This is a genomic window from Xanthomonas hortorum pv. cynarae (genome assembly GCF_002939985.1).
Classification (GTDB): domain Bacteria; phylum Pseudomonadota; class Gammaproteobacteria; order Xanthomonadales; family Xanthomonadaceae; genus Xanthomonas; species Xanthomonas hortorum_D.
The window spans coordinates 131,778-155,381 of record NZ_MDFM01000008.1 but is presented as its reverse complement, the minus strand read 5'-3'; the positions used below and the strand labels follow the sequence as shown (position 1 = coordinate 155,381).

20 protein-coding genes are annotated in these 23,604 nt (G+C 64.5%); 10 read left to right on the top strand and 10 right to left on the bottom strand.

The genetic code is table 11. The features are described 5' to 3' along the window. Nucleotides 1–141 precede the first annotated feature (141 nt). The gene (locus tag XcyCFBP4188_RS07860) at nt 142–1,467 is read right to left on the bottom strand and encodes a GTP-binding protein (RefSeq protein WP_043908331.1); all 1,326 of its coding nucleotides are present in this window, start codon (nt 1,465–1,467) and stop codon (nt 142–144) included. A 61-nt stretch (nt 1,468–1,528) separates the two neighbouring features. On the opposite strand from XcyCFBP4188_RS07860, the gene XcyCFBP4188_RS07855 reads away from it, so the two are divergent. Continuing rightward, nucleotides 1,529–1,915: a MerC domain-containing protein gene (locus XcyCFBP4188_RS07855; protein WP_006450081.1), complete on the top strand. Its 387-nt coding sequence runs from the start codon at nt 1,529–1,531 to the stop codon at nt 1,913–1,915. A 123-nt stretch (nt 1,916–2,038) separates the two neighbouring features. Here the strand turns inward: XcyCFBP4188_RS07855 and XcyCFBP4188_RS07850 are convergent, their stop codons facing one another. Both XcyCFBP4188_RS07850 and XcyCFBP4188_RS07845 read right to left on the bottom strand, forming a co-directional pair. Continuing rightward, nucleotides 2,039–3,757 carry an ExeM/NucH family extracellular endonuclease gene (locus tag XcyCFBP4188_RS07850; protein WP_006450082.1) on the bottom strand — a complete coding sequence of 573 codons (1,719 nt, stop codon included), beginning with the start codon at nt 3,755–3,757 and terminating at the stop codon, nt 2,039–2,041. A gap of 139 nt (nt 3,758–3,896) precedes the next feature. Beyond that, complete coding sequence (locus XcyCFBP4188_RS07845; protein ID WP_074058609.1) at nt 3,897–4,415, bottom strand: c-type cytochrome; 519 nt, start codon at nt 4,413–4,415, stop codon at nt 3,897–3,899. A 371-nt stretch (nt 4,416–4,786) separates the two neighbouring features. On the opposite strand from XcyCFBP4188_RS07845, the gene XcyCFBP4188_RS07840 reads away from it, so the two are divergent. The 4 genes from XcyCFBP4188_RS07840 to XcyCFBP4188_RS07825 are packed head-to-tail and all read left to right on the top strand — an operon-like array spanning nt 4,787 to nt 7,707. Then, nucleotides 4,787–5,431 (top strand): DUF4198 domain-containing protein, encoded by a 645-nt coding sequence (locus XcyCFBP4188_RS07840; protein WP_074058610.1) that lies wholly within the window; start codon nt 4,787–4,789, stop codon nt 5,429–5,431. A 25-nt stretch (nt 5,432–5,456) separates the two neighbouring features. After that, nucleotides 5,457–5,768, top strand: a complete 312-nt coding sequence (locus tag XcyCFBP4188_RS07835) for a DUF3649 domain-containing protein (protein WP_006450085.1) — start codon at nt 5,457–5,459, stop codon at nt 5,766–5,768. Continuing rightward, nucleotides 5,765–7,375 carry a PepSY-associated TM helix domain-containing protein gene (locus XcyCFBP4188_RS07830; RefSeq protein ID WP_006450086.1) on the top strand — a complete coding sequence of 537 codons (1,611 nt, stop codon included), beginning with the start codon at nt 5,765–5,767 and terminating at the stop codon, nt 7,373–7,375. Before XcyCFBP4188_RS07835 ends, XcyCFBP4188_RS07830 begins: the two co-directional genes overlap by 4 nt. Further along, complete coding sequence (locus tag XcyCFBP4188_RS07825) at nt 7,372–7,707, top strand: DUF3325 domain-containing protein (RefSeq protein WP_104591889.1); 336 nt, start codon at nt 7,372–7,374, stop codon at nt 7,705–7,707. Before XcyCFBP4188_RS07830 ends, XcyCFBP4188_RS07825 begins: the two co-directional genes overlap by 4 nt. A gap of 39 nt (nt 7,708–7,746) precedes the next feature. On the opposite strand, the gene XcyCFBP4188_RS07820 is transcribed toward XcyCFBP4188_RS07825, so the two are convergent. The 3 genes from XcyCFBP4188_RS07820 to XcyCFBP4188_RS07810 all read right to left on the bottom strand — a co-directional run bounded on the left by XcyCFBP4188_RS07820 (nt 7,747) and on the right by XcyCFBP4188_RS07810 (nt 9,351). Further along, a complete protein-coding gene (locus XcyCFBP4188_RS07820) occupies nt 7,747–8,274 on the bottom strand; it encodes an RES family NAD+ phosphorylase (RefSeq protein ID WP_006450088.1) in 528 nt (175 codons plus the stop codon). After that, entirely contained in the window at nt 8,271–8,645 is a 375-nt protein-coding gene (locus XcyCFBP4188_RS07815) for a DNA-binding protein (protein ID WP_104591888.1), read from the bottom strand. The genes XcyCFBP4188_RS07820 and XcyCFBP4188_RS07815 overlap by 4 nt, the downstream gene beginning before the upstream one ends. Nucleotides 8,646–8,730: 85 nt before the next feature. Further along, nucleotides 8,731–9,351, bottom strand: coding sequence for a TetR/AcrR family transcriptional regulator (locus XcyCFBP4188_RS07810; protein ID WP_074058614.1), 621 nt, complete (start codon nt 9,349–9,351; stop codon nt 8,731–8,733). A gap of 128 nt (nt 9,352–9,479) precedes the next feature. Here XcyCFBP4188_RS07810 and XcyCFBP4188_RS07805 point away from each other — a divergent pair, with 128 nt between their 5' ends. The 4 genes from XcyCFBP4188_RS07805 to XcyCFBP4188_RS07790 all read left to right on the top strand — a co-directional run bounded on the left by XcyCFBP4188_RS07805 (nt 9,480) and on the right by XcyCFBP4188_RS07790 (nt 16,552). Next, nucleotides 9,480–10,643, top strand: coding sequence for an isovaleryl-CoA dehydrogenase (locus tag XcyCFBP4188_RS07805; RefSeq protein ID WP_006450091.1), 1,164 nt, complete (start codon nt 9,480–9,482; stop codon nt 10,641–10,643). A gap of 10 nt (nt 10,644–10,653) precedes the next feature. After that, complete coding sequence (locus XcyCFBP4188_RS07800) at nt 10,654–12,264, top strand: carboxyl transferase domain-containing protein (protein ID WP_006450092.1); 1,611 nt, start codon at nt 10,654–10,656, stop codon at nt 12,262–12,264. Between the two features lie 66 nt (nt 12,265–12,330). Beyond that, nucleotides 12,331–14,364, top strand: a complete 2,034-nt coding sequence (locus tag XcyCFBP4188_RS07795) for an acetyl/propionyl/methylcrotonyl-CoA carboxylase subunit alpha (protein ID WP_104591887.1) — start codon at nt 12,331–12,333, stop codon at nt 14,362–14,364. A 103-nt stretch (nt 14,365–14,467) separates the two neighbouring features. Further along, nucleotides 14,468–16,552 carry a S9 family peptidase gene (locus tag XcyCFBP4188_RS07790; RefSeq protein WP_006450094.1) on the top strand — a complete coding sequence of 695 codons (2,085 nt, stop codon included), beginning with the start codon at nt 14,468–14,470 and terminating at the stop codon, nt 16,550–16,552. A gap of 173 nt (nt 16,553–16,725) precedes the next feature. On the opposite strand, the gene XcyCFBP4188_RS07785 is transcribed toward XcyCFBP4188_RS07790, so the two are convergent. Further along, nucleotides 16,726–17,934, bottom strand: coding sequence for a putative peptide maturation dehydrogenase (locus tag XcyCFBP4188_RS07785; RefSeq protein WP_006450095.1), 1,209 nt, complete (start codon nt 17,932–17,934; stop codon nt 16,726–16,728). A 93-nt stretch (nt 17,935–18,027) separates the two neighbouring features. On the opposite strand from XcyCFBP4188_RS07785, the gene XcyCFBP4188_RS07780 reads away from it, so the two are divergent. After that, nucleotides 18,028–18,366 (top strand): NHLP-related RiPP peptide, encoded by a 339-nt coding sequence (locus XcyCFBP4188_RS07780; protein WP_043908337.1) that lies wholly within the window; start codon nt 18,028–18,030, stop codon nt 18,364–18,366. On the opposite strand, the gene XcyCFBP4188_RS07775 is transcribed toward XcyCFBP4188_RS07780, so the two are convergent. From XcyCFBP4188_RS07775 to aceA, 3 genes are all read right to left on the bottom strand, one after another. After that, the gene (locus tag XcyCFBP4188_RS07775; protein ID WP_006450097.1) at nt 18,306–20,957 is read right to left on the bottom strand and encodes a putative peptide modification system cyclase; all 2,652 of its coding nucleotides are present in this window, start codon (nt 20,955–20,957) and stop codon (nt 18,306–18,308) included. The genes XcyCFBP4188_RS07780 and XcyCFBP4188_RS07775 overlap by 61 nt on opposite strands. 3 nt (nt 20,958–20,960) lie before the next feature. Then, nucleotides 20,961–22,037, bottom strand: coding sequence for a GGDEF domain-containing protein (locus XcyCFBP4188_RS07770; RefSeq protein ID WP_006450098.1), 1,077 nt, complete (start codon nt 22,035–22,037; stop codon nt 20,961–20,963). Between the two features lie 255 nt (nt 22,038–22,292). Further along, the gene (gene aceA / locus XcyCFBP4188_RS07765; protein WP_104591886.1) at nt 22,293–23,588 is read right to left on the bottom strand and encodes an isocitrate lyase; all 1,296 of its coding nucleotides are present in this window, start codon (nt 23,586–23,588) and stop codon (nt 22,293–22,295) included. Nucleotides 23,589–23,604 lie beyond the last annotated feature (16 nt).

Below are 23,604 nucleotides of genomic sequence, written 5' to 3'. Positions count from 1 at the left end.
GTATTCGGCGTGAGTGCGTAGCGCGCGCAGCTCTTTGCCGTCTCCAGCGTCTTTCCCGCATGCATCAATGCACGGTGCCACCCCGGGTCGGGTGCAGATCACGCACAGGCTGATGCAAGCCGGTCGCGCGCTTGCGCGAACTCAACGCTCCCAATGCGGAAACGGATCGTCCAGCAGCTGCCATTGCGCCGGGCCCTGGCGCAGTTCGTGATCGCTGAGCAGGCACGCGTCCAGCGCAGCGCGCGTGCCCGGCGCATCCATGTCCACGCCGATTACCGCCAGCTCCTGGCGGCGGTCGCCCCATAGCGGATGCCATAGCCGCTGCATCGCGGCGTACTCGCTGGCATCGCCCACTTCGTGCAATTGCGGCAGCGGCGCGGTCCAGCACTGGGTCTGCTGACGCTGCCAGCCAATGTCGGTGTACGGCAGCGGGGTGATACTGGTCTGCAGCGGCTCGCCGATCGCGTGTGCATCCACACGATGCCGCGCGGCAAACCAGAAGCCGGCGGCGTTGGTCTGGGTCGCCCCACCCACGCTGGACAACTCGCCCACCCAATCCATGCGGCTGGCCAGCCAGAAAAAACCCTTGCTACGTATCACCTGCGGCAGACCGCTGTGCACCATCCGCGCGAAGCGCTGCGGGTGAAACGGCCGGCGTGCGCGATACACGAAACTGCTGATGCCGTACTCCTCGGTCTCCGGCGTGTGCTGGCCGCGCAGTTCCTGCATCCAGCCCGGCGCCAGCTGCGCATGGGTGAAATCGAAGCGCCCGGTATCGAGCAAGGTACGCAGCGGTACCTCGCCATGCGTGGCGTCCACAATCGCCGCCTCGCGATTGAGCGCACGCAGTACCGCGCGCAGCCGCATCAGTTGCTGCGCATCGATCCGGTCGCATTTGCTGATCACCAGCACGTCGGCGAACTCCACCTGTTCGCCCAGCAACTGCACCAGCCCGCGGGTGTCGTCCGGGCCGGCTTGCTGGCCAAGTTCGGCCAGCGTGGCGGCCGAGCCGAAATCCTGCAGAAAGCGGCTGCCGTCCACCACCGTCACCATGGTGTCGAGCCGCGCGATATCCGACAGGCTGAAGCCATCGGCATCGCGCACCGCGAAGGTGGCCGCGACCGGCATCGGCTCGGCGATGCCGGTCGATTCGATCAACAGATAGTCGTAGCGCTTCTGCTCGGCCAGCCGCCGCACTTCCTGCAACAGGTCGTCGCGCAGCGTGCAGCAGATGCAGCCATTGCTGAATTCCACCAACGTCTCTTCGGTGCGTCGCAAGGCCGCGCCGCCGTCGCGTACCAGCTGCGCGTCGATGTTGACCTCGCTCATGTCGTTGACGATCACCGCCACGCGCAGGCCGTCGCGGTTATGCAGGATGCGGTTGAGCAAGGTGGTCTTGCCGGCACCAAGGAAGCCGGACAGCACGGTGACGGGAAGACGTGAATCGCGCTTGGGGGACAGGGACATCCTGAGAGCCTGGCTGGAGTGAAGTGTTACTATATAACACTTCCTCGACAGGACATGCTCCATGCGCGTTACCGCTTCTGTGCTGGATCGTTCGGCCATCGCGCTGTCCAGCCTGTGTCTGCTGCACTGTCTGGCCCTGCCGCTGCTGGCCGCCGTACTCCCGCTGCTAGGCGCCTGGAGCCGGGCCGAATGGGTGCATGTGGTGTTCGCCACCGCCGCCGTGCCGCTCAGCGGCTACGCGCTGTGGAGCAGCCATCGCCGACACGCACTGCCCGCGCCGGTGTGGGCATTGGCGGCATTCGGACTGACCGGCCTGGTGCTCGGCGCAAGCGGGGTGGCCGGCGGCACGCTGGAAACCCCCATCACGGTGACCGGCAGCCTGCTGCTGGCCAGCACGCACCTGGTCAATCTGCGGCTACGTCGCCGCGCGGGGCATTGCGCGAGCTAGGTGTAAGCCCCGCGCGCGCTCGCGGCCTGCTTTTTCCATGGCAGCGCAGCAGCGCGCGAAAACACGTTGCAGACAGCACGTATCACGCACGCGCCTGCAGCGGGATTCGAACGCCAGCTTGCGCTACAGCGAAAAACCCAGCAGCACCGGGTCGTGGTCGGAACTGCGCCACGGACCGGCCAGGTTGCGCTTGGCGTAGCCGGCATCGTCCATGACATCGGCGTTGATATGCCATTCCACCGCGCCGCGCAGCTGCTTGGCCATCGCCGGGCTGAGCAAGGCGTGGTCCAGCCGCCCGCTCATACCATCGTAGACGTAGCTGTAAGGCTGCTTCACTCCGGCCACTGCGAACGCATCCTGCCAGCCGCTGGCGCGCAGGCTGCGCATCGGGCTCTCCATGGCGTAGGCGTTGAAGTCGCCCAGCAACACCGCCAGCTTGGTCTGCGCGCCGGTGGGGTCGGTCTGCAGCCATTGGTGCAGGCGTTTGGCCGATTCGGTGCGGGTGGCGTTCCAGCAAGCCTGGCCGTCGCGCTGGTCGGCATCGGCGCCGCTGGCGGTGCCGCAGCCCTTGGACTTGAAGTGGTTGGCCACCACCACGAAGGTCGCGCCGCGGGTGCTGCGAAACGCCTGCGCCAACGGCACCCGGCTGTGGCTGTCGAACGGCCCGCCGGTCAGCGTGGCCGGCTTGCCGACCGGGGTGACCTGGGTGCTGCGGTAGACGATGCCAACCCGGATCGCGTCATCGCCCGGGCCGCTGCCGGTGTCGACGAACTGCCAGTCCTTGTCCTTGCCGGCGGCATTGAGCGCGGCCACCAGTTGCGCCACTGCGGTATCGGCACCGTTGCCGTCGTTTTCCAGCTCCATCAGTGCCGCCACATCGGCGCGCAGCGGCACGATGGTGGACACCAGCTTGGCCAGCTGCGCCTGGAACTGCTCATGCGTGCGCGCACCGCGCTTGGTCGGGAACCCGCCGCCGCGGCCATTGCCGTTGAAGAAGTTCTCCAGGTTGAACGAGGCAATGCGCAGATCGCCGCCGACCTGCGGCGCCACCGCGGTCGGCATCGCTGGCAGCGTCAGCGGATTCAGCACCTGGATGCGGTAGTTGCCGTCGTAGCGCTGGTCGACGATGCCATCGACCGACTTGAGCAGGCTGCCGGCGCGCAACACCGCATCTGCCGGCAGATAGGCCACCGTCTTGGGGCTGCGGCCATTGCGTGCATCGTCCAGCAGCACCCGGCGGCGTGCGTTCTCCGCCTCCAGCTGCGTGAAAGCCGGAGTGCCGGTCGCGGCCACTTCGCTCGGCTGCCATAAGCGCCCACCGAAGGCGGCGACCAGCTCGCCGTAGGTCTCCAGGCGATCGCTGCCGTTGAGCGTCAACGCAGCGATGCGCACATGTTCGCCTTCGAGCGCTTCCCAGTTGGCCGGCGGCCCGCTGAGCATACGCACCGGTACCGGCTGGCCGCTGGCGAGCCGTTCGATGCTGCTGGCATCCACCGTGGTCAGGCTCGCCTCGCCGCCTGCCGACACTTCGCGCACCGTGCCGATGACGCGCACGCGATCACCCGCTGCCACCTCGGCATCGCCGGCGCCGGTGACAAACAAGCCGTGCGAGCGCCGCGGCTCAAACCCGGGCTGCTGCACGAACAGGCCGGCAAGGCCGATGCGGGTATCGGCAGTCACGATACCTTCGACCTCCACCACGCGGCCGTCGTAGGGGCTACGCGTGTCTTCGCCCTGCACATCGGCGATCGACAGGCGTTGCGGCGCGCCATCGGCGGCACTGCCCAGCAGCGGAGCCAACAGACCGATCACACCGAGCACAACAAGCGAGCAACGCGACATCGACACACTCCAGAAAGACGTAGACCAAAATGCAAGCGCCGCCCGGAAGGCGGCGCATGAGCGGCTGAGCGTGGCAACAGGCTAACAAACCGCTGCGAACTGCGACCAGATGGTGCGTGGAGGCGCTTGTTTCAGGCGCCTACTTCAGATTGCCCAGCATCCAATCGACCGTGGCGCGTACCTGTTCTTCGGTCAGCGCCGGGTTGCCGCCCTTGGCCGGCATGATGCCGCCGTCCGGGCCGGTGTAGCCCTCGATCGCGTGCTTGTACAAGGTGTCCTTGCCCTGGGCGATGCGCGCGTCCCAATGCGAATGATCCAGCGTCGGCGCCTTGCCTACACCGGTGGTATGGCAGGCGGTGCACAGATTGTCGAAGATGGTCTTGCCGTCGGTGCTGCCGCCATAGGCGGACTGCGAGGAGGCCTTGGCCAGTGCTGCTGCCTGAGCCGCCGCTTGTGCGGACGCGCCGGTGGTGCCGGCATACACCGCGCCGGCCGGGGCGATGCGTTGCTGCACGCGTTTGGCCGCAGTGGGCGAGACTTCGTCAGGAATGGCGCGTTGCAAATAGGCTGCCAGGGCGATCAGGCCCAGGGTGATCACTACCAGTAGTCCGATCACCATCGAGAATTTTTTCAGGAACTCGAGGTCGTAATTCCGCACGCGCTCACCCCTGGCTGTTGGTCGAAGACCTCTGCTAGCGCCGGAGTATAGAGCACAGTTCGCGCCAGTCTGGCCACTGTGCATGACAGTTATCGCCGCGATGCGTCCTGCAGCTTGGCGGGCTGTACGTCTTGTGTGTAGCCACCTCGCGTGCCGCCGGCAAATTGCCGCGATGCCGCATGACGGGGCCGCTTGGCACTACCCCTTCCGCGGCAGAACCCGCTTGCCCGCGTGATGACCAAGCGCTGGTCGAACCGCGCAGGTCCCGGATGGCGCGTTGGTCTCGTTTCGTGGAATTGCGTATCATTCCCATCAACCCACGGTGACGCGGTTCTCGCCTCGCCCGGTCCCGCTTACGAGGAGTCGCCGCGATGAAGTCCTTTCTGCTGTCCTGCCTGGCCTTGGCCAGCATCAGTCTGTCTGCCCAGGCCCATGAAATCTGGATCGAGCGCGACGGCAGCGGCCCGGTGCGGATCTTCTTCGGCGAGCCGGCGCAGGACACCCTCGACCACGGCGAAGACGAGATCAAGCGCGTGGTCAAGCCGACCGTGTTCGGCACGGCCGGCAAGGCCGGTGCGTTGCAGCGCGGCAGCGAGTTCCTCACCGCGCCGCTGCCCGGCACCGGCGATGCCTGGTTGAGCGACGACAGCGTGTTCGAGCCGTGGAAAGGCGAAGCCGGCAGCTTCGAAACGGTGAGCTATTACGCCCGCGCCGGCCGCGCCACGCCGTCGGCCAAGCTCGATTTCGAGCTGGTGCCCACTGCCCCCAACAGCAACACGCTGACCGTGCTCTATCGCAACAAGCCGCTGCCCAAGGTCGAGGTGACGGTGATCGACCCGCAGAAGTGGCAAAAGACGCTGACCTCCGATGCCAAGGGCCAGGTGACCCTGCCCAAGCTGCGCGCCGGACGCCACATCCTGGTCGCCACCAACAAGGAGCCGGTAAAGCGCGAGATCGCCGGCAAGCAGGTGTCGATGATCCACCACATCAGCACGTTGACCTTCCTGGCCGAGTAAATCGGCCACACATGCAGTCCCGCTGATGTCCACCGCACCGCCCCTGTCGCTTCCCTGGTTCAGGCGTCCCTGGCTGGGCGTGCTCGCGCGCACGCTGGCCGCGATCTTTGGCGGGTATGCGCTTGCCAGTGCCACCAATCTGTTGCTGGCGCTGGTATTGCCGATGCCGCCCAGCGAAGCGGTGCTGACCAGCATGCTGGTCGGTATCGTGGTGTGCGCGTGCGCGCCGCTATGGGCTTTCGCCACTGCCAGCGTGTGGCGTGCGTGGGCCGGCATCGCGGTGCCGGCGGCGCTGATGTTCGCGCTGGCCGCATGGCTGCAACGGGGTGTGGCATGAAGCAGGGATTCCGCCAGTCGATGGCGTGGCTGCACACCTGGACCGGGCTGCTGGTCGGCTGGGTGTTGCTGTTGATCTTCATGGGCGGCACCGCGAGCTATTACCGCGACGAAATCAGCCGCTGGATGCGCCCGGAACTGCCCACCACCACGGTGAGCAACGCGACCGCGCTGCGCAGTGCCGAACAGTATCTGCAGACGCATGCGGCCGATGCGCAGAGTTGGAACATCACCTTGCCGGATACGCGCAATCCGGTGGTGAGCATGTACTGGCAAAATCCTGCGCCGGCCGATGGAAAACCCGCCAGCCGCCGCGAGATGTATGGCAACGCCATCATCGACCCGGCCACCGGCAAGGAGATCGCCGCGCGCGACACGCTGGGCGGCGACTTCTTCTATCGGCTGCATTTCGATCTGCATTATCTGCCGGTGATGTGGTCGCGCTATATCGTGGGTTTCTGCGCGATGTTCATGCTGGTGGCGATCATCAGCGGGGTGATCACGCACAAGAAGATCTTCAAGGATTTCTTTACGTTTCGCCCGGGCAAGGGCCTGCGCTCGTGGCTGGATTTTCACAACGTCAGTGCGGTGACCGCGTTGCCGTACCACGCGATGATCACCTACACCGGCATCGTGACATTGATGTTCATGTACTTGCCGTGGGGCATCAAGGCGCAGTACCCCGACAACGAAATGCGTTTCTACGAAGAATCCGCCAACCGGGTTGCCGATACGCGGAAGGCATCGGGCACACCGGCGCGCATGCTGCCGCTGGAACAGTTCATGGCGCGTGCGCGCAGCGACTGGCGCGGTGGCGAGATCGGCAACGTGGCGGTGTCGCTTCCCAACGATGCGCATGCTGCGGTCGGCGTGACTCAGGTGGCCGGCAGTCTCTCGACCGATGCGCCGTCCATTCTGTTCGATGCGATCAGCGGCCAGCGCCTGCAGCGTAGCGGCGCGCCGGGCGGTGCCAGCCAGACGCGCGGCACGATGGTGGGCCTGCATATCGCCCACTTTGCCGGGCCATGGATGCGCGCACTGTTCTTCGGCTCCGGTTTGCTCGGTTGTTTGATGGTGGCCAGCGGTGTGGTGATGTGGGCAGTGAAAGAACGCCCCAAACACCTGAAGGCCGGGCGCATCGGCTTCGGGCTGCGTCTGGTGGATGCGCTCAACATCGGCACGGTCGCCGGCTTGCCGATCGCCTTTGCCAGTTTCTTCTGGGCCAACCGATTGTTACCGGTGACGCTGGACGCACGCGCGGCGATGGAGGCCAATCTGTTTTTCGCTGCATGGGCCGCCGCATTGCTGGCCGCCTTCGTCTGGCCACGGCGCGCGATGTGGAGCTGGCAGCTGTATCTGGGCGCAGCCTTGTTCGCGCTGGTGCCGCTGCTCAATGCGATTACCACCGATGTGCATCTGGGCGTGACGTTGCCGGCCGGGCAATGGGCGCTGGCCGGTGTCGATCTGGTGTGCCTGTTCCTTGGCGTGTGTCTGGGGATCGCAGGTTGGCGCTTGCAGCATTGGAAGGCACCGCAATCGGCATCTGCGCGACGCGCGCGCGCCACTGCGCCTGCGCAGAACAGCGTGCCGATACAGGAAAGCGCATGAGTGTATTGCTGTTGCTGGCACTGAATTTTTCGGGATTCGCTGCGTTATGCCTGCCGATGGACAAGCATCAGCAGGAAGTGCGTGGCCGCATGCTGGGCGCTGCGCGCTCGCGGCAATTGCAGGCGCTGGGTTGGCTGCTGTTGCTGCTCACCTTTGGCCTGGCGGTGCACGCGCAGGGCTGGGGCATCGGTTCGGTAGTGTGGATTGGCACCTTGACCGGTGCTGTGGCATTGCTGTCGCTGTGGTTGCTGCCGTATCGGCGTGGATTGATTCTGCCGACAGCTGTGGCCGCGCCGGTGCTGGCCGGTGTGGTGCAGCTGTTGGTTGGTTGAAAATTCGAGCGTGGCGTCATGCATCGCGCGCGCAAGCCGTTACACCACAACCGACGGATCGCCCCAACTCCGCCCGTCGCGCGGCAGGCGGCCGTCGTCGAGCACATGTAGCACTTGCTCAGGCTGCAATATGTCCAGGAACAGCACCACATTGATGCCCTCCGGCAGCGCCATGCTGGGAAAGATCACGCCAGGGATCTGCGCCTCGCGCAGCATGTCGCCGAGCACCCAGCTCACCGGTTCGATCTTGTTGACCAAGGCCTTGCGCCAGTCCTCGGTCCAATCGGCCCAGAGCGGATCCCAGCTTGCATCGAGCAGGCGCAGATCGGCTAACGCGGGCAGATCGGCGGCGTAACTGACCAGCGTCAATGGCGGTAGAAACGGCGAAGCCTGCGCATATTCGGCGGCAGCGGTTTCCAGTTGCTGCGAGAGATACAAGGCGGGTTGACCGAAACGATTGAAGCGCCCACCCGAGCGCGCGGCACCGGCACCGCTCAGCGGTTCGGCGGCCCAGCGCGGGGTGAAGGCGCGATACAGCGTGCAGTGCGCCGGGGCGCTCAGCTTCAACCGGCAGCCCCGGCTTCAACGGTGCGCAGGTAGGTCAATGCGTCGTCGGTGCGGCCCTGTTTGACCACCTCCAGCAAGGTGGCGAATTCGAATGCGGGGATCGGCGTGTTCTTGAGGTGGAACACCACCTGACGTTCGTCTGGCTGGACTTGCGTCATCGCCACCAGCAAGCGCGACAGGTTGCGCAGCAGGTCCTGCACGCGCGGGCTTTCCGGGTGCACGCGCAGGCTGTTGCGATGCACGCCGGCCAGTTCGGCCAGTTCCTGCTGCGACAGATCCAGCAGACCGGCCATGGCCGACGGCGACAGGATGGTGCGATCCGGCACGCGCAAGCGTTCGGTCAGGGCCAGGGGATTGAGGACGGCGACCATCGCAAGACTCCGACAGAGTTATTGCACAGTATATGCACAGCTGGACGCACCGGGGAAGCACAGCAGGTGCGTAGTCAGTGCACTGTCAGCTCTTCGGCTGCCGCGCCCCCACCGCGCGCAAGCAGAAGCCGCAGATCGCCTCGACCAGCTGCTCGCCCTGCTGCGGGTCGCCGCGACTGGGCGCGATCGGCCCCACCAAGGCCTCGGTGAACGCGCCGACGATGCAGGCCGCTGCTGCGTCCAGCGACTGCTGCGGAAACTCGCCAGCTGCCACGCCTTCGGCAAGCAACTGGCGAAACACCTCGCCGAACAGGCGCCGGCCACGGATGCGCTCGGCATCCACCTCACTTTCCACCGGTTCGGCGATGAACGCGTAGGCCAACGCAGGGCCGGCCAGCGCGCGCCGCACGAAGGTAGCGATGGCGCTGCGCAGGCGCTCGGCGGCGCTGGCCTGGGTGGTGGCGATGGCGCGCAGGATGGTCATCTCGCGCTGCACGGCCTCATTGAGAACTTCCACGAAAAGGTCGGCTTTGGATGGGAAATGTCGGTAAATCTGCCCTGTCGAGACGCCGGCTGCGGCGGCGACGGCGGTCACCGGCGCATTGCGGTAGCCGCCTTCGGCGATCAGGGCGCGGGCTGCGTGCAGGATGCGTTCGCGGTTGCCGGCCAGGCGTTCTTCCATCAGGGCGGAGCGTCGATAAGCCATGGTGTGATTCTGGGTTCAATAGTTGAATTTTAGTTCACTTTTTCACTGCGGACCGCTAGGCTGCGCACAAACGCCGTGCGGCCTGCCCGCTCCCACCCGGCACACCCCGATCCTTGCGGAGTCGCTCCATGCACGTGCCGTCCTTGAACTTCGCGCTTGGCGAAGAAATCGATCTGCTGCGCGAAAGCGTGGCGGCCTTTGCCAGCCACCATATTGCCCCGCTCGCGGCCGCTGCCGATCAGGACAATGTCTTCCCCGCGCAGCTGTGGCGCCTGTTCGGCGAGCAGGGCCTGCTCGGGTTGACCGTGGAAGAAGACTACGGCGGCAGCGGCATGGGCTATCTGGCGCATGTGGTGGCGATGGAAGAAATCTCGCGGGCCGGCGGCGCGATCGGGCTGTCCTACGGCGCGCATTCCAACCTGTGCCTCAACCAGCTGCGCAAGAACGCCACGCCCGAGCAGAAGCAGCGCTACCTGCCCAAGCTGTGCACCGGCGAGCATGTCGGCGCGCTGGCGATGAGCGAGGCCGGCTCCGGCTCGGACGTGGTGTCGATGAAGCTGCGTGCAGACGCGCGCGGCGACCGCTTTGTGCTCAACGGCAACAAGATGTGGATCACCAACGGCCCGGACGCCGATGTGCTGGTGGTGTACGCCAAGACCGATCCGGCCGCCGGTGCACGCGGCATCACCGCCTTCATCGTCGAAAAGGGCATGCCTGGCTTTTCGACCGCGCAAAAACTCGACAAGCTCGGCATGCGCGGCTCCAACACCTGCGAATTGGTGTTCACAGATTGCGAAGTGCCGGCCGAGAACGTGCTGGGCACCCTCAACGGCGGCGTGCGCGTGCTGATGTCCGGATTGGATTTCGAACGTGTGGTGTTGGCCGGTGGCCCGTTGGGATTGATGGCCGCTGCGATGGACGTGGTGCTGCCCTACGTGCACGAGCGCAAGCAGTTCGGCGAGCCGATCGGCACCTTCCAGTTGATGCAGGCCAAGCTGGCCGATATGTACGTCGGGCTCAACGCCTGCCGTGCGTACGTGTATGCGGTGGCGCGCGCCTGCGATGCCGGGCAGACCACACGCCAGGACGCGGCCGGTGCGATTCTCTACGCGGCCGAAAAGGCGACCTGGCTCACCGGCCAGGCGATCCAGGTATTGGGTGGTAACGGCTACATCAACGACTATCCCACCGGGCGCCTGTGGCGCGATGCCAAGCTGTACGAAATCGGTGCAGGTACATCGGAGATCCGACGCATGTTGATCGGCCGCGAGTTATTCGAACGCACCGCCTGACGGAGCCATCATGAGCGTGATCACCAGCCAGCTGCAGATCAGTAGCGAGAGCTTCCAATACAACGCTGCCGCACTGCGCGCAGTGATCGAGGATCTGCGCCGCACGCTGGCGCAGACCGCATTGGGCGGCAGCGAGGCCGCGCGCGCCAAGCACACCGCCCGCGGCAAGTTGCTGGTGCGCGAGCGCATCGATGCTTTGCTGGATCCGGGCAGCGCCTTGCTGGAAATCGCGCCGCTGGCCGCACACGGCATGTACGACGATCAGGTGCCCTGCGCTGGCGTGGTGGCCGGCATCGGGCGCGTGTCCGGGGTGGAATGCGTGATCGTGGCCAACGATGCCACCGTCAAGGGCGGCACCTATTACCCGATGACGGTGAAGAAGCATCTGCGCGCGCAGGAAATCGCGCAGCAGAATCGCTTGCCGTGCATCTATCTGGTCGATTCCGGCGGTGCGTTTCTGCCACTGCAGGATGAAGTGTTTCCCGACCGCGATCACTTCGGGCGCATCTTCTACAACCAGGCCAATCTCTCGGCTAACGGCATCCCGCAAATCGCCTGCGTGATGGGGTCGTGCACCGCCGGCGGTGCCTACGTGCCGGCGATGAGCGATGAGACGGTGATCGTGCGCGAGCAAGGCACCATCTTTCTCGGCGGCCCACCGCTGGTCAAGGCGGCCACCGGCGAGGAGGTCAGTGCCGAAGACCTTGGCGGTGCGGATGTGCACACGCGCATTTCCGGTGTGGCCGATCACTTTGCCGACAACGACCTGCAGGCCCTGGCGCGCGTGCGCGCCATCATCGCGCAACTCAACTGGCGCAAGCCGGCGGCCACCTTGGCATTGCGCGCACCGCTGCCGCCGCGGCATGCTGCCGACGAACTGTATGGCGTGATTCCTGCCGATACACGCAAGCCCTTCGATGTGCGCGAAGTGATCGCCCGCATCGTCGACGACTCGCAGCTGGACGAATTCAAGCCGCGCTACGGCAGCACCCTGGTCACCGGCTTTGCGCATCTGCACGGCTACCCGGTCGGCATCATCGCCAACAACGGCATCCTGTTTTCCGAGTCCGCGCTCAAGGGCGCGCACTTCATCGAGCTGTGCACGCAGCGCGGCATTCCGCTGGTGTTTTTGCAGAACATCACCGGCTTTATGGTCGGGCGCAAATACGAGCACGGCGGCATTGCCAAGGACGGTGCCAAGCTGGTGATGGCGGTGGCCTGCGCCAAGGTGCCCAAGTTCACTGTGGTAATCGGCGGCTCGTTCGGTGCCGGCAACTACGGCATGTGCGGTCGTGCGTATTCGCCGAACTTCTTTTGGATGTGGCCGAATGCGCGCATCGGCGTGATGGGCGGCGAGCAGGCCGCCAGCGTGCTGGCCACGGTGCGCCGCGATGGGATCGAAGCCAAGGGCGGTGCGTGGTCGGGCGAAGAAGAAGAGGCGTTCAAGGCGCCGATCCGGGCGCAGTTCGAGCAGCAGGGGCATCCGTATTACGCCAGTGCGCGGTTGTGGGACGACGGCATCATCGATCCGGCCGATACGCGTCGCGTGCTTGGGCTGGGCTTGTCGGCTGCGTTGAATGCGCCGATCGAAACGACACGCTTCGGCGTGTTCCGGATGTGAGGCGGTGAACAAATCGTTTTTTTATCGCAGTCCCCGCCGCCATGGCGAGGTGCAGAGAACTTCGTCATGACCCAGCGCGAATCCAACGCCACAGCAACACAGCCGTACTTCGACAAGATCCTGATCGCCAATCGCGGCGAGATCGCGTGCCGGGTCATTGCCACCTGTCGCAAGCTCGGCATCGCGACGGTGGCGGTGTATTCGGATGCCGATCGCGATGCGCGGCATGTACGCCTGGCCGATGAAGCGATCCATATCGGTCCGGCACCGGCGCAGCAGAGCTACCTGCGTGGCGAGGTCATTCTCGACGCCGCACGCGCAAGCGGCGCGCAGGCGATCCATCCGGGTTATGGCTTTCTTTCGGAGAATGCGGCGTTTGCCGATGCCTGCGCGCAGGCCGGCATCGTGTTTATCGGCCCACCCGCAGCCGCGATTCGCGCGATGGGCGACAAGAGTGCGGCCAAGGCGCTGATGCAACGCGCCGGCGTGCCGTTGACGCCTGGCTACCACGGCGACGAACAGGCGCCGGCCTTCCTGCGCGCGCAGGCCGATGCGATCGGCTATCCCGTCTTGATCAAGGCCAGCGCCGGCGGTGGCGGCAAGGGTATGCGCCGCGTGGACGCAAGCGATGCATTCGAAGAAGCATTGGCCAGCTGCCAGCGCGAGGCGCAGTCTGCATTCGGCAATGCGCAGGTGCTGGTTGAAAAGTATGTCGAGCGGCCACGGCATATCGAGATCCAGGTGTTCGGCGATACGCAGGGCGAGGTGGTGTATCTGTTCGAACGCGACTGCTCGGTGCAGCGCCGCCATCAAAAGGTGCTGGAAGAAGCGCCCGCCCCCGGCATGAGCGAACACCGCCGCGCAGCGATGGGTAAGGCCGCCGTGGACGCCGCACGCGCCGTGGGCTATGTCGGTGCGGGCACGGTGGAGTTCATTGCCGGCCCCGATGGCGATTTTTATTTCATGGAAATGAACACCCGGCTGCAGGTCGAGCACCCGGTGACCGAGTTGATCACCGGTACCGATCTGGTCGAGTGGCAGCTGCGTGTGGCTGCCGGCGAACCGCTGCCGCAGCGTCAGCACGAACTGCGCATCCACGGGCATGCGCTGGAAGCGCGCCTGTACGCCGAAGATGCCGAACGCGGCTTTCTGCCTTCGACCGGCACGCTGCGGCAGCTGCAGCTGCCTGCACCCAGTGCGTATGTGCGCATCGATGCGGGCGTGGAGCAAGGCGACACTATCAGCCCGTATTACGACCCGATGATCGCCAAGCTGATCGTGTGGGATATCGATCGCCCCGCTGCGCTGGCGCGCATGCGCGAAGCGCTGGCGCAATGCCATGCGGTCGGCGTCACCACCAATAGTGCGTTTCTGTTGCGCCTTGTCGGCACCAAGGCGTTTGCCTCGGCCGATCTGGATACCGCCTTGATCGAACGCGAGCATGCGACCTTGTTTCCGCAAGCGCATGCGCCAGACAGTGCGTGGTGGTGCCTGGCTGCCGTGTTGATGGCCGAGGCAGTGCCGAACGCCACGCCCGATCCGGCCGACCCGTTCTCGCCGTGGGGAAACACCGATGGATGGCGTATCGGCGTGCATGCGGCCCACGCCATCACGCTGGAGGCCGCAGGCGAGCGGCGCCAGCTAGGCGTGCGTCGGCTGGCCGATGGTTGGCAGGTTACTGACCTGGGCAACACGCACGCACTGCGCTGCCAAACGCAGGGCACCGCGCTACGCGTGGAGATGGATGGACGGCAATGGCGCGCACAGGTCTTGCGCGACGGCAGCACGCTGACCCTGATCGGCGCGGAAGACCGTGCGGTCTTCCGCCACCACGACGCATTGGTCGAGGCAGATCAACCCGCGCATGAAACCGGCGGCCTGACTGCACCGATGCCGGGCCGCATCGTGTCGCTGGTCGCCGCGGTCGGCCAGCCGGTCACGCGCGGGCAAGCGCTGGTGGTGCTCGAAGCGATGAAGATGGAGCACACCCTGCACGCGCCCGGCGATGGCACCGTGCAGGCGTATCTGGTCGCAGAAGGCGATCTGGTCGCCGATGGCGTCGCGCTAGTGGAGTTCGTGTCCGTGTCCGCGTCTGCGTAGCGCCGCACGAAAAGGTGACCAACGGCACGCTCGTGTGCGCGGGCATTGCGCCTAGCGTTGCGGAAAGCGGCCGGCGTGGCCGCGATTCTTACCGGAGGCTTTCATGCAACGCCTGCTTCTTGTTTCCAGCATCGTGCTGGCGCTGGCTGCCTGCAGCGACAAAACCGCGTCCACGAGCGATCAGGCCGCACCGCCCGCAGCAACCGCGACAGCGCCGGCAGCACCGCCGGAACTGATCACCCGCGATGCGCTGTTCGGCAATCCCGAGCGCGCCAACGTGACCATCAGCCCGGACGGCAAGTACCTCAGCTGGGTGGCACCGCTGGAGGGCGTGCTCAATGTCTGGGTCGCGCCAGTGGATGCGCCGGATCAGGCGCGTGCGATCACCAAGGACACCGCCCGCGGCATCCGCAATTATTTCTGGACGTATCAACCCAATACGCTGCTGTATCTGCGCGATGACGGCGGCGATGAAGACTTCCATCTGTTCTCGGTCAATCTGACCGATGGCAGCAGCAAGGACCTCACACCGTTCAAGAAGACCACGGCCGAGATGTATCGCGTCAGCGCGCAGCATCCCGAATCGATCATGGTCGGCATGAACGACCGCGACGCCAAGTGGCACGATCTGTACCGGGTCGACCTGGCCTCGGGCAAGCGCACCCTGGTGCAGAAGAACACCGACAGTCTGGAAAGCTATCTGCTCGACGGCGACTACCGACTGCGCTACGCCACCCGCGCCACCGACGATGCCGGCAGAGAACTGCTGGTGCCCGACGGCAAGGCATGGAAGAGCGTGGACCGCATCCCGTTCGAAGACGTCACCAATACCGCGCCCGAGGGGCTTACCGACGACGGCAAGACGCTGTACATGCAGGATTCGCGCAACCGCGACACCTCGGCGCTGTATGCGATCGACACCGCCAGCAATGCACGCACGCTGCTGTTCGAAAACCCGCGCGCCGATGTCGGCGCCACCTTGAACGACCCCAGAACCGGCGTGGTGCAGGCGGTGTCCACCGACTACCTGCGCGAAGAGTGGAAGGCCTTGGATACCGGCATCGCCGCCGATCTGCAGAAACTCAAATCACTTGGCGCGGGCGATGCCAGCATCGCATCACGCACGCTCGATGACCGCACCTGGATCGTGGCGTATTCGGCAGCAGAAACACCGCTTACCTACTACCGCTACGATCGCGCCGATGGCGGCAAGCTGACCAAGCTGTTCTCCGCCCGACCTGCGCTGGATGGCAAACCGCTGGTGCCGATGTGGCCACAGGAACTGACCTCGCGCGACGGCCTCAAGCTGGTGAGCTATCTCACCCTGCCCGCCGAGGCCGACGCCAACCACGACGGCAAGGCGGATAAACCGGTGCCGCTGGTGCTGTTCGTGCATGGCGGCCCGTGGGCGCGCGATAGCTACGGCTACGGGCCGTACGAGCAATGGTTGGCCAATCGCGGCTATGCGGTGCTGGCGGTCAATTTCCGCGGCTCCACCGGCTTCGGCAAGGCCTTCACCAACGCCGGCAACGGCGAGTGGGGCGGCAAGATGCACGACGACCTGCTCGACGCGGTGCAGTGGGCAGTCAAACAGGGCGTGACCACCCCCAACGAGGTCGCCATCATGGGCGGCAGCTACGGCGGCTACGCCACGCTGGCAGGCATGACCTTCACCCCGGACGCGTTCAAGTGCGGCGTGGACATCGTCGGCCCGGCCAACCTCAACACCTTGCTCGCCACCATCCCGCCGTACTGGGCCAGATTCTACAAGCAGGCGACCAAGCGCATGGGCGACCCGGCCACCGCCGCCGGCAGGCAATGGCTGACCGATCGCTCACCGCTCACGCATGTCGACAAGATCAGCAAGCCGTTGTTGATCGGCCAGGGCGCCAACGACCCGCGCGTCAAACAGGCCGAGAGCGACCAGATCGTCAACGCGATGAAGGCCAAGAACATTCCGGTGACCTACGTGCTGTTCCCGGACGAAGGCCACGGCTTCCGGCGCCCGGAAAACAGCAAGGCCTTCAACGCGGTGACCGAAGGCTTCCTGGGTCAATGCCTGGGCGGCCGCGTGCAACCCATCGGCGAGGATCTGACCGGCTCCAGCATCACCGTCCCGGAAGGCGCGGACAAGGTGCAAGGCTTGAGCGATGCGTTGAAGACGCATACGCAGGCGATTCGGCGGTAATCGGCCAAAGGGGTCGCTCGCTTTACAGTGATGGCACCTGCTACTGCGCTCGCCTGCAAAGGCAAGCGCTGACGCATGCACCTCCGGCGTTCGCAGCACGCAGCACGCAGCACGCAGCACGCATAAAATCGCCTCAACGCACGATAGATGTGTCGAGGCCCGATGCTTGCTCGCTACTGTTGCCCGATCTCTCTGGAAGCCTCTCGATCAAGACCGATCGACCACACTGCGCCGCCAGGATCCAGCTCGGTATTTTTCATTTCCTCGGCACGCCAACCGAAACCGCAGATGGCCAACGGGCCATCCTGCAGGCCATCCAGGCCTAGCGCGTGTTCGATATCCACCTCGTTGATTGCCGAGGTGACAAACGCCCCTAGCCCCAAATCGGTCGCGCTCAGATAGAGGGTCTGTGCAATATGGCCCACGTCCAGAATCATTGCGCGGTAAGCCTTGGCATGGTTCCGATATTTCCAGAAGCTGCGTAAAAACCGCGGCGCCAGAATCAACAGCACCGGCGCATCGGCAAACCAGTGCTGCCCCGACACTGCCTTGCGTGCGAATTCCGCGAGCGGCTGTGCAGGCGATGGCAAGGGGTGCAATGCATGGTCGAGCGGACGGTAGTGATACAGGCCACTTGCCATGCCCTCGACCCGCTGTACCAGCAGATAGGTTTCGGTGGGATGCAGGCTGCCTCCCGATGGCACTGGCTTCTTCAAGAATGCGGTATCGTGCCCCACCTCGATCCGCGCGCTCGCCATGACGCTGCGTTCGAGCATCTGGGCCAATAATTCGCTTGATAGCGGGCGCTGCGTATCGAAATTGCGGCAGGTCACGCGCCGCGCCAGCAGTTGATCGAACGTACCCGGCGTTGCGCGCGGCAACGCTATTCGGGCTTTGGCGCCTCCCTCGCCACGGCTGACGACCTCTGCCGGCGGCGCACCCAGGCGCTCCACCATGCCTTCTGCAGTCGTCAGACCTTGCGCCTCCATCGTTGCCACGCTGTCCTCGCCTTTCCAACGCGCGAAGCGGTGCCACAACGCAGCCAATGGCCACCAGCGCTGCTGCTGCACCCGCTCGTCATTGTGGCGATGCGCTGCATGCTCCTGTTGATCGCTGATCACAAGCCCCTGCTCGATCAACCCATCGAGCCAGGCCGGTGGTGGCTGCATCTGATCGATTAACCGCCAGCGCGCCGGGCTTAACTCGCCCAACCACTCGCGCTCGGCTGTTCCGACCTCCACTTCTGCATCGAGATGCGGCGCCAGTGCCAGCCATCGTGCGCGACGACGCAGCCCATCGCCGCCGGCAAGCAAGTGAGCAAGATCGAACACCGCATCGTTGCGAAGTTCGAAGAACAGCGTGGCACAGCGACGGATCTGCATAGGAACATCTCAAGGACGCATGAGCATGGTCGATATTGTGTCAGCTCTCCTGTCACACCACGCACCACACACCCTCATTCTGCAGGCAAGACCATGACCGACTCAGCCGATAACGCACATCCTCCGCTGGATGCATCCATTGCCGACAAGCTGCTGGAGCTGCTGTCCAGCGACGACGACTTCCGCGAATGCTTTCAATCTAATCCGGCTCAAGCGCTTGCCCGGATTGGCGCAGCCGGTGCGAACGCCGACGACAGCGTGCCCAGCATGGGAGAGCCATACTTTTGCATGACCACCAATCAGCTCGCCTCGAAGGAAGAGATCGCGCTGGCCCGCACCGAGTTGCATAGCTACCTGACCCAGAACGCCAATCACACCGTGATCTTTGCCTTCGAATCGGAGAGCATCCGTTCTACCCTGGTGCGCAGGTAAGCGGGCAGACGCGACACAGGCCACGCACGTACAAATGCCTGGGCCTGTTCGCGTGCCTCGTGGGTGCGGCCGAGTGCATGCAACGACTCGGCCATCCAGAGCTGTGCCAGCCGCGCATCGGCCACATTGAGCGGCTGCAGCGTTTGTGACGCGTTCGCCTCGATGTAAGCGCGACCTCGGCGCAGGGATAGCCAACGTGCTTGTTGGAGCGCTTCGGCGTGCCGTCCGCTGTCACTCAGCAGCGCATACAGCGCAACGCGGGTCTGGACGAGCGTGTCGTCACCGACTGTCAGATGCGCAATAGCCGCCGCGCGGTCGCCCGTCAACGCAAGATGTTGGGCTTCGACAATTGCGCGAAGGTCGGCAAGTACCGGCGTTTCATGTACCAGTGCCGGCCTGATCGCCTCAAGCGCGCGCGCAGTCAGACTATCGTCGCCGCTGCGTTGTGCGTGGCTGGCCACGATCAAGACCATCGCTGCATTGTCCTGCTGGTTTGCCATCGCCAACCTGTCGTCGGTTACTGCTGATGTCAACCGCTCGAACGTCGGCTTCAGCTTGGTTGGGGTGGCCGGATCGGTTAGGGCATCCGTCGTCAACGCAATGACCAGGAACTGCCGATAAATGAAATCGTCTGTCTGCTTGCTACGCGTCAGAGCTTGCGCAATGGAAGCGCGCGCAGCCATCCAGTCGGCCTGATCGATCGCAATACTGGTGCGGTCGATCAATGGCACCACATCGTCGTTGACGTAGCCGCTCTTCACGATCGTATCGAGCGCTTGCTGTGCTTCGGCGTAGCGATTCAGTGATGCCAACGCGCTGGCCCGCCGCCGTAGCGGACCTGCGCGATCAACGTCATCAGGGACAAAATACTTTAATGCAGCCTCGGCTTTTCCCTGTGCCAGCAAGATGCGTCCAACCCGATCCGTGGCGATCGCGCGTAGCGGATCCTGCGGAACATCGGCTGCCTGCGCATAGGGAAGCGCCTCGGCAAAACGATTGGCAACGAATAGATGCCAGGAGGCATTGGCGGTTCCAGCAAAGTTGTCCGGGTACAGCGATGCCAGGGTTCGCCACAGCGGCAACGCTTTCTCGGGCGCACGCAACTCGGCCGCCCAGGCATCCAGATAGAGCTGGTCACGCTCCGGCAAACGCCGGCGGAAACGGATCGCTTGATCCAGATACGGCAGCGCGCCATCGCGGTCGGAGATGGCGACCTTGATGCGTGCTGCGCCCAGATAGGCCAAGGCAAATTCCGGGTCGATGCCAACTGCGCGCTCGAAGAGTTCCATGCCTTGGCTCCACTGGCCTTTCACCGTGGCGTCGACGCCGAGGGCATAGGCACGCAATGCATCCAGGCTTGAGGTGGTGACGGCGGGCAATGGCACCGAATGCTTGTCGATCGAAGCGACAACTTCGCCAAGTCCCTGCCTCAACTTACGGGTGACCTGATCTACGGACGACAGCGCGGACGGTAAGCCATCGCCTTGCACAAACTCCGAGTACACCGTGGTCTGCGTGCGTGGATCCACCAACTCCACACTGAAGCGGAGCTTGCCCCCGATCTCGGCCACAGTCGGCAGAATGACTGCACTGGCGCCATCGCGCATGGCCACTTCCGAGGCGATGGCACGATCGACGACAACGCTGTCCGGATCGCGTTTCATCCGGGTCATTGTGTCGCGCACTTTCATATCGCTCAGGACATTGACGTAGCGCGACTGCTCCAGGCTGATGCGTAGCGCCTGCTCCAGCGAGCTGTCGAGCAGTGTATTGCCGGTCAGATTGCGCAAGTCGCCAACCACAACCCAGCCGCGCTCGGCGAAGGCGATCGCCGGCTCGGCACGGGTAAAAAACCATACCGACACACAGACAGTGGCGACCACTAACGTTTCCGCCAGCAGCGCTGCCGGCCGGCGCCATAACGGAATATCGCGCCATGCCTTGGGCGAATGCCTGGGCGCGCGCAGCGGCGTGACATCAATCTCGCCGACCTCGTAAATCTCCATTGGCGTAGGCACGCCCTTGAAGCGCCAGCGACCGTGGGATTTCCACAAGATGCGTTCGCCGCGATCGCCCAGTTCGCGCGCCGCACGATGCGTCAACGACTCGGCCACCGCCGACAACAGGATCTGCCCGGGCCGTGCCATCGACATCAGTCGCGCGGCGGTGGGCTTGGCCAGGCCTTCCACTTCCAGCGGTTTGGCGCCGATGCTCACGGCTTCGTCGCTGTTGCGCCAGGTCAGCACTTCGCCCACGTGCAGGCCCTGGCGCGCGCGCAGCGTCAGCGTGCGGGCATCGCCCATCGCCTTGAGTCCGCGTGCGTAATCCAGTGCGAAGCCCAGGCCATCGATGGGGCGATCGAACAGCAGCAACAGCCCGTCCGAGCGGTCGATCAGACGACCGCGCCATTGCTGCTGCAGTTTGACCACCAGACGGTCATGCTCGCGGAACAATGCGGCGGCAGCGTTGTCACCGATACGTTCGACCAGTGCGGTGGAATCGCATAAATCGGTCAACAGCAAGGTGCGCAGACGCGGCGCCTGGATCGCTTCCGACGACGCATCCTTGCGTGCGTGGGTGCGCGTGCTCATTGCTCAGTGATTGCCAGAGGCGAGCGTGTTACCCGATACCAGCGTGCTACCCGGCGCAGGTGCTTCGTGCATGCACAACACGTTACCGCCCTGCCGCTTGGCCTGGTACAACGCGCTATCGGCCAGCGTGTACCAGTCGTTCCATGCCGCATCCGCATCGATCATGCACAGGCCAAGACTGACCGAGCAGCCTTGCTCGCTCTGGGTGTTGCCCAGGCGTGCTTCCACCGCGCGCACGATGCATTCGCCGATGTGGTGCATCAGTTCCCGCGTGCCTTGCGCGACCAGCACGCAGAATTCGTCGCCGCCCAGCCGGCAGGCCAGATCGCCATCGGCGATCACCGAGCGCAGTGCATGGGCAACGTTCTGCAGCACACGGTCGCCGGCCAGATGACCGAATTCGTCATTGATGCGCTTGAAACGGTCGCAATCGATCAGGATCAGGCCCACACCGGGCACCGCGCCGGAACGCCGACATTCCTGCAGATGCAGCGCCAGACCGCGACGGTTGTGCAGGCCGGTGAGCTCGTCGGTGCGACTCAACTCTTCGGTGTGGTTGAGTTTGTGCGAGGTGACATAGAGATTGTCCAGCGCCGCTTCCAGATCGTGGTTGCGACGGCGCAGCTGACGGATCAGCAACTGCTCGTTGTTGACCACACGCACGATGGAGCGGCGCAGAAAATGCGCCACCATCGACGGGTCGTGATCGACCAGGCGCTGAAAATCGTCGTGGGCCAGTTCGATCAAACGGCTGTCGGTGGAGGCACTGGCGCCGGCACTGCGTGCGTGGTCGCCGATCAGCAAGCCGAGTTCGCCGAAAAATTCGCCCGGGCCCAGATGCTTGAGCATCAGGTCCTCGCCAAAATCCAGATCGATCTGGCCGCTGACAACGATGAACATCTGCGTGCCCACGGCACCACGCTCGAACAGCGCCTGGCCCGCCGCCAACTCGCGCGCACGGCCGAAGCGGGCGAAAAACGCCAGCTCTTCGGCAGTCATCAGCGCATGCAGCCCGTCGGACAACGTTTTGGCAACGCCTCCAGTCGGTTCGACCGCGCCTGCGGTGTTGTGGCAAGTCATCCAGATTTCCTTAGGCTGGCCTACAACGTTAGCCCATGGACAAATCCTACAGGACCCCTTTGTTCAGCACCAGGTCACACTATTTCTCACGGATGAAGAGACGGAATGACGGGTATGAGGTAACAAAAAAGGGCCCGGTTTCCCGAGCCCTCTCCCTCCCGAGCTGCACCTGGCGGCTTGCTGCAGGCTAAGAGCGGCTAACAAAAACTACTGCACGTCCGCCAGCCAGGCGCTCGCTACGTTTTGTTAGTCGCTCTAAGCCGCTTTTTCACCGTGAAACTGCTCTTCCTCAGTCGACCCACGCAGCGCGGTGGTGGACGACTGCCCCTGCTGAATCGCCTGCGTCACCGCGTCGAAGTACCCGGTGCCCACCTCGCGCTGATGCTTGACTGCGGTAAAGCCCATGTCCGCCGCTGCGAACTCGGCCTGCTGCAGCTCGACGAAGGCGCTCATCTGGCGGCGCGCGTAGCCATGGGCCAGGTTGAACATGCCGTAATTCAAGGCGTGGAAGCCGGCCAGGGTGATGAACTGGAATTTGTAGCCGTAGATCGCCAGCTCGGTCTGGAATCTGGCGATGGTGACGTCGTCCAGGTGCTTCTTCCAGTTGAAGCTCGGCGAGCAGTTATAGGCCAGCAATTTACCGGGGAACTTGGCATGGATGGCCTGGGCGAAGGCGCGCGCGAATTCCAGATCCGGCTTGCCGGTTTCGCACCAGATCAGATCCGCATACGGTGCATAGGCCAACCCGCGACTGATCGCCTGATCCAGCCCGTTGCGGGTCTTGAAGAACCCTTCGACCGTGCGCTGCCCGGTGGTGAACGGCTGATCGTTGGCATCCACATCGCTGGTGATCAGATCGGCCGCTTCGGCATCGGTGCGTGCGATCAACAGCGTCGGTACGCCCAGCACATCGGCCGCCAGACGCGCGGCATTCAACTTTTCGATCGCCTCACGCGTGGGCACCAGCACCTTGCCGCCCATGTGGCCGCACTTTTTCACCGAGGCCAGTTGATCTTCGAAATGCACGCCGGCGGCGCCGGCTTCGATCATCGCCTTCATCAGCTCGAAGGCGTTGAGCACGCCGCCGAAGCCGGCTTCGGCATCGGCCACGATGGGCTGCAGGAAGTCGATATCGTCGTTGCCTTCGGCGTGATGCAATTGATCGGCACGCAGCAAGGTGTTGTTGATGCGCTTGACCACCGCCGGCACCGAATCGGCCGGATACAGCGATTGGTCCGGGTACATCTGCCCGGCCAGGTTGGCATCGGCGGCCACCTGCCAGCCAGACAGATAAATCGCCTTCAAACCGGCCTTGACCTGCTGCATCGCCTGATTGCCGGTCAACGCGCCCAGCGCATTGACGAACGGCGTGGTGTGCAGCGATGCCCACAACTTGTCCGCACCCAATCGTGCCAGCGAATGCTCGACATGCACGGTGCCGCGCAGGCGCACCACATCGGCTGCGGTGTAGTTGCGGGTGATGCCGGTCCAGCGCGGGTTGCTGGCCCAGTCCTGCTGGATCTGTTCGGCGGTCTGCAGTGTGTTGCTCATGGTGCGTTCTCCTGAC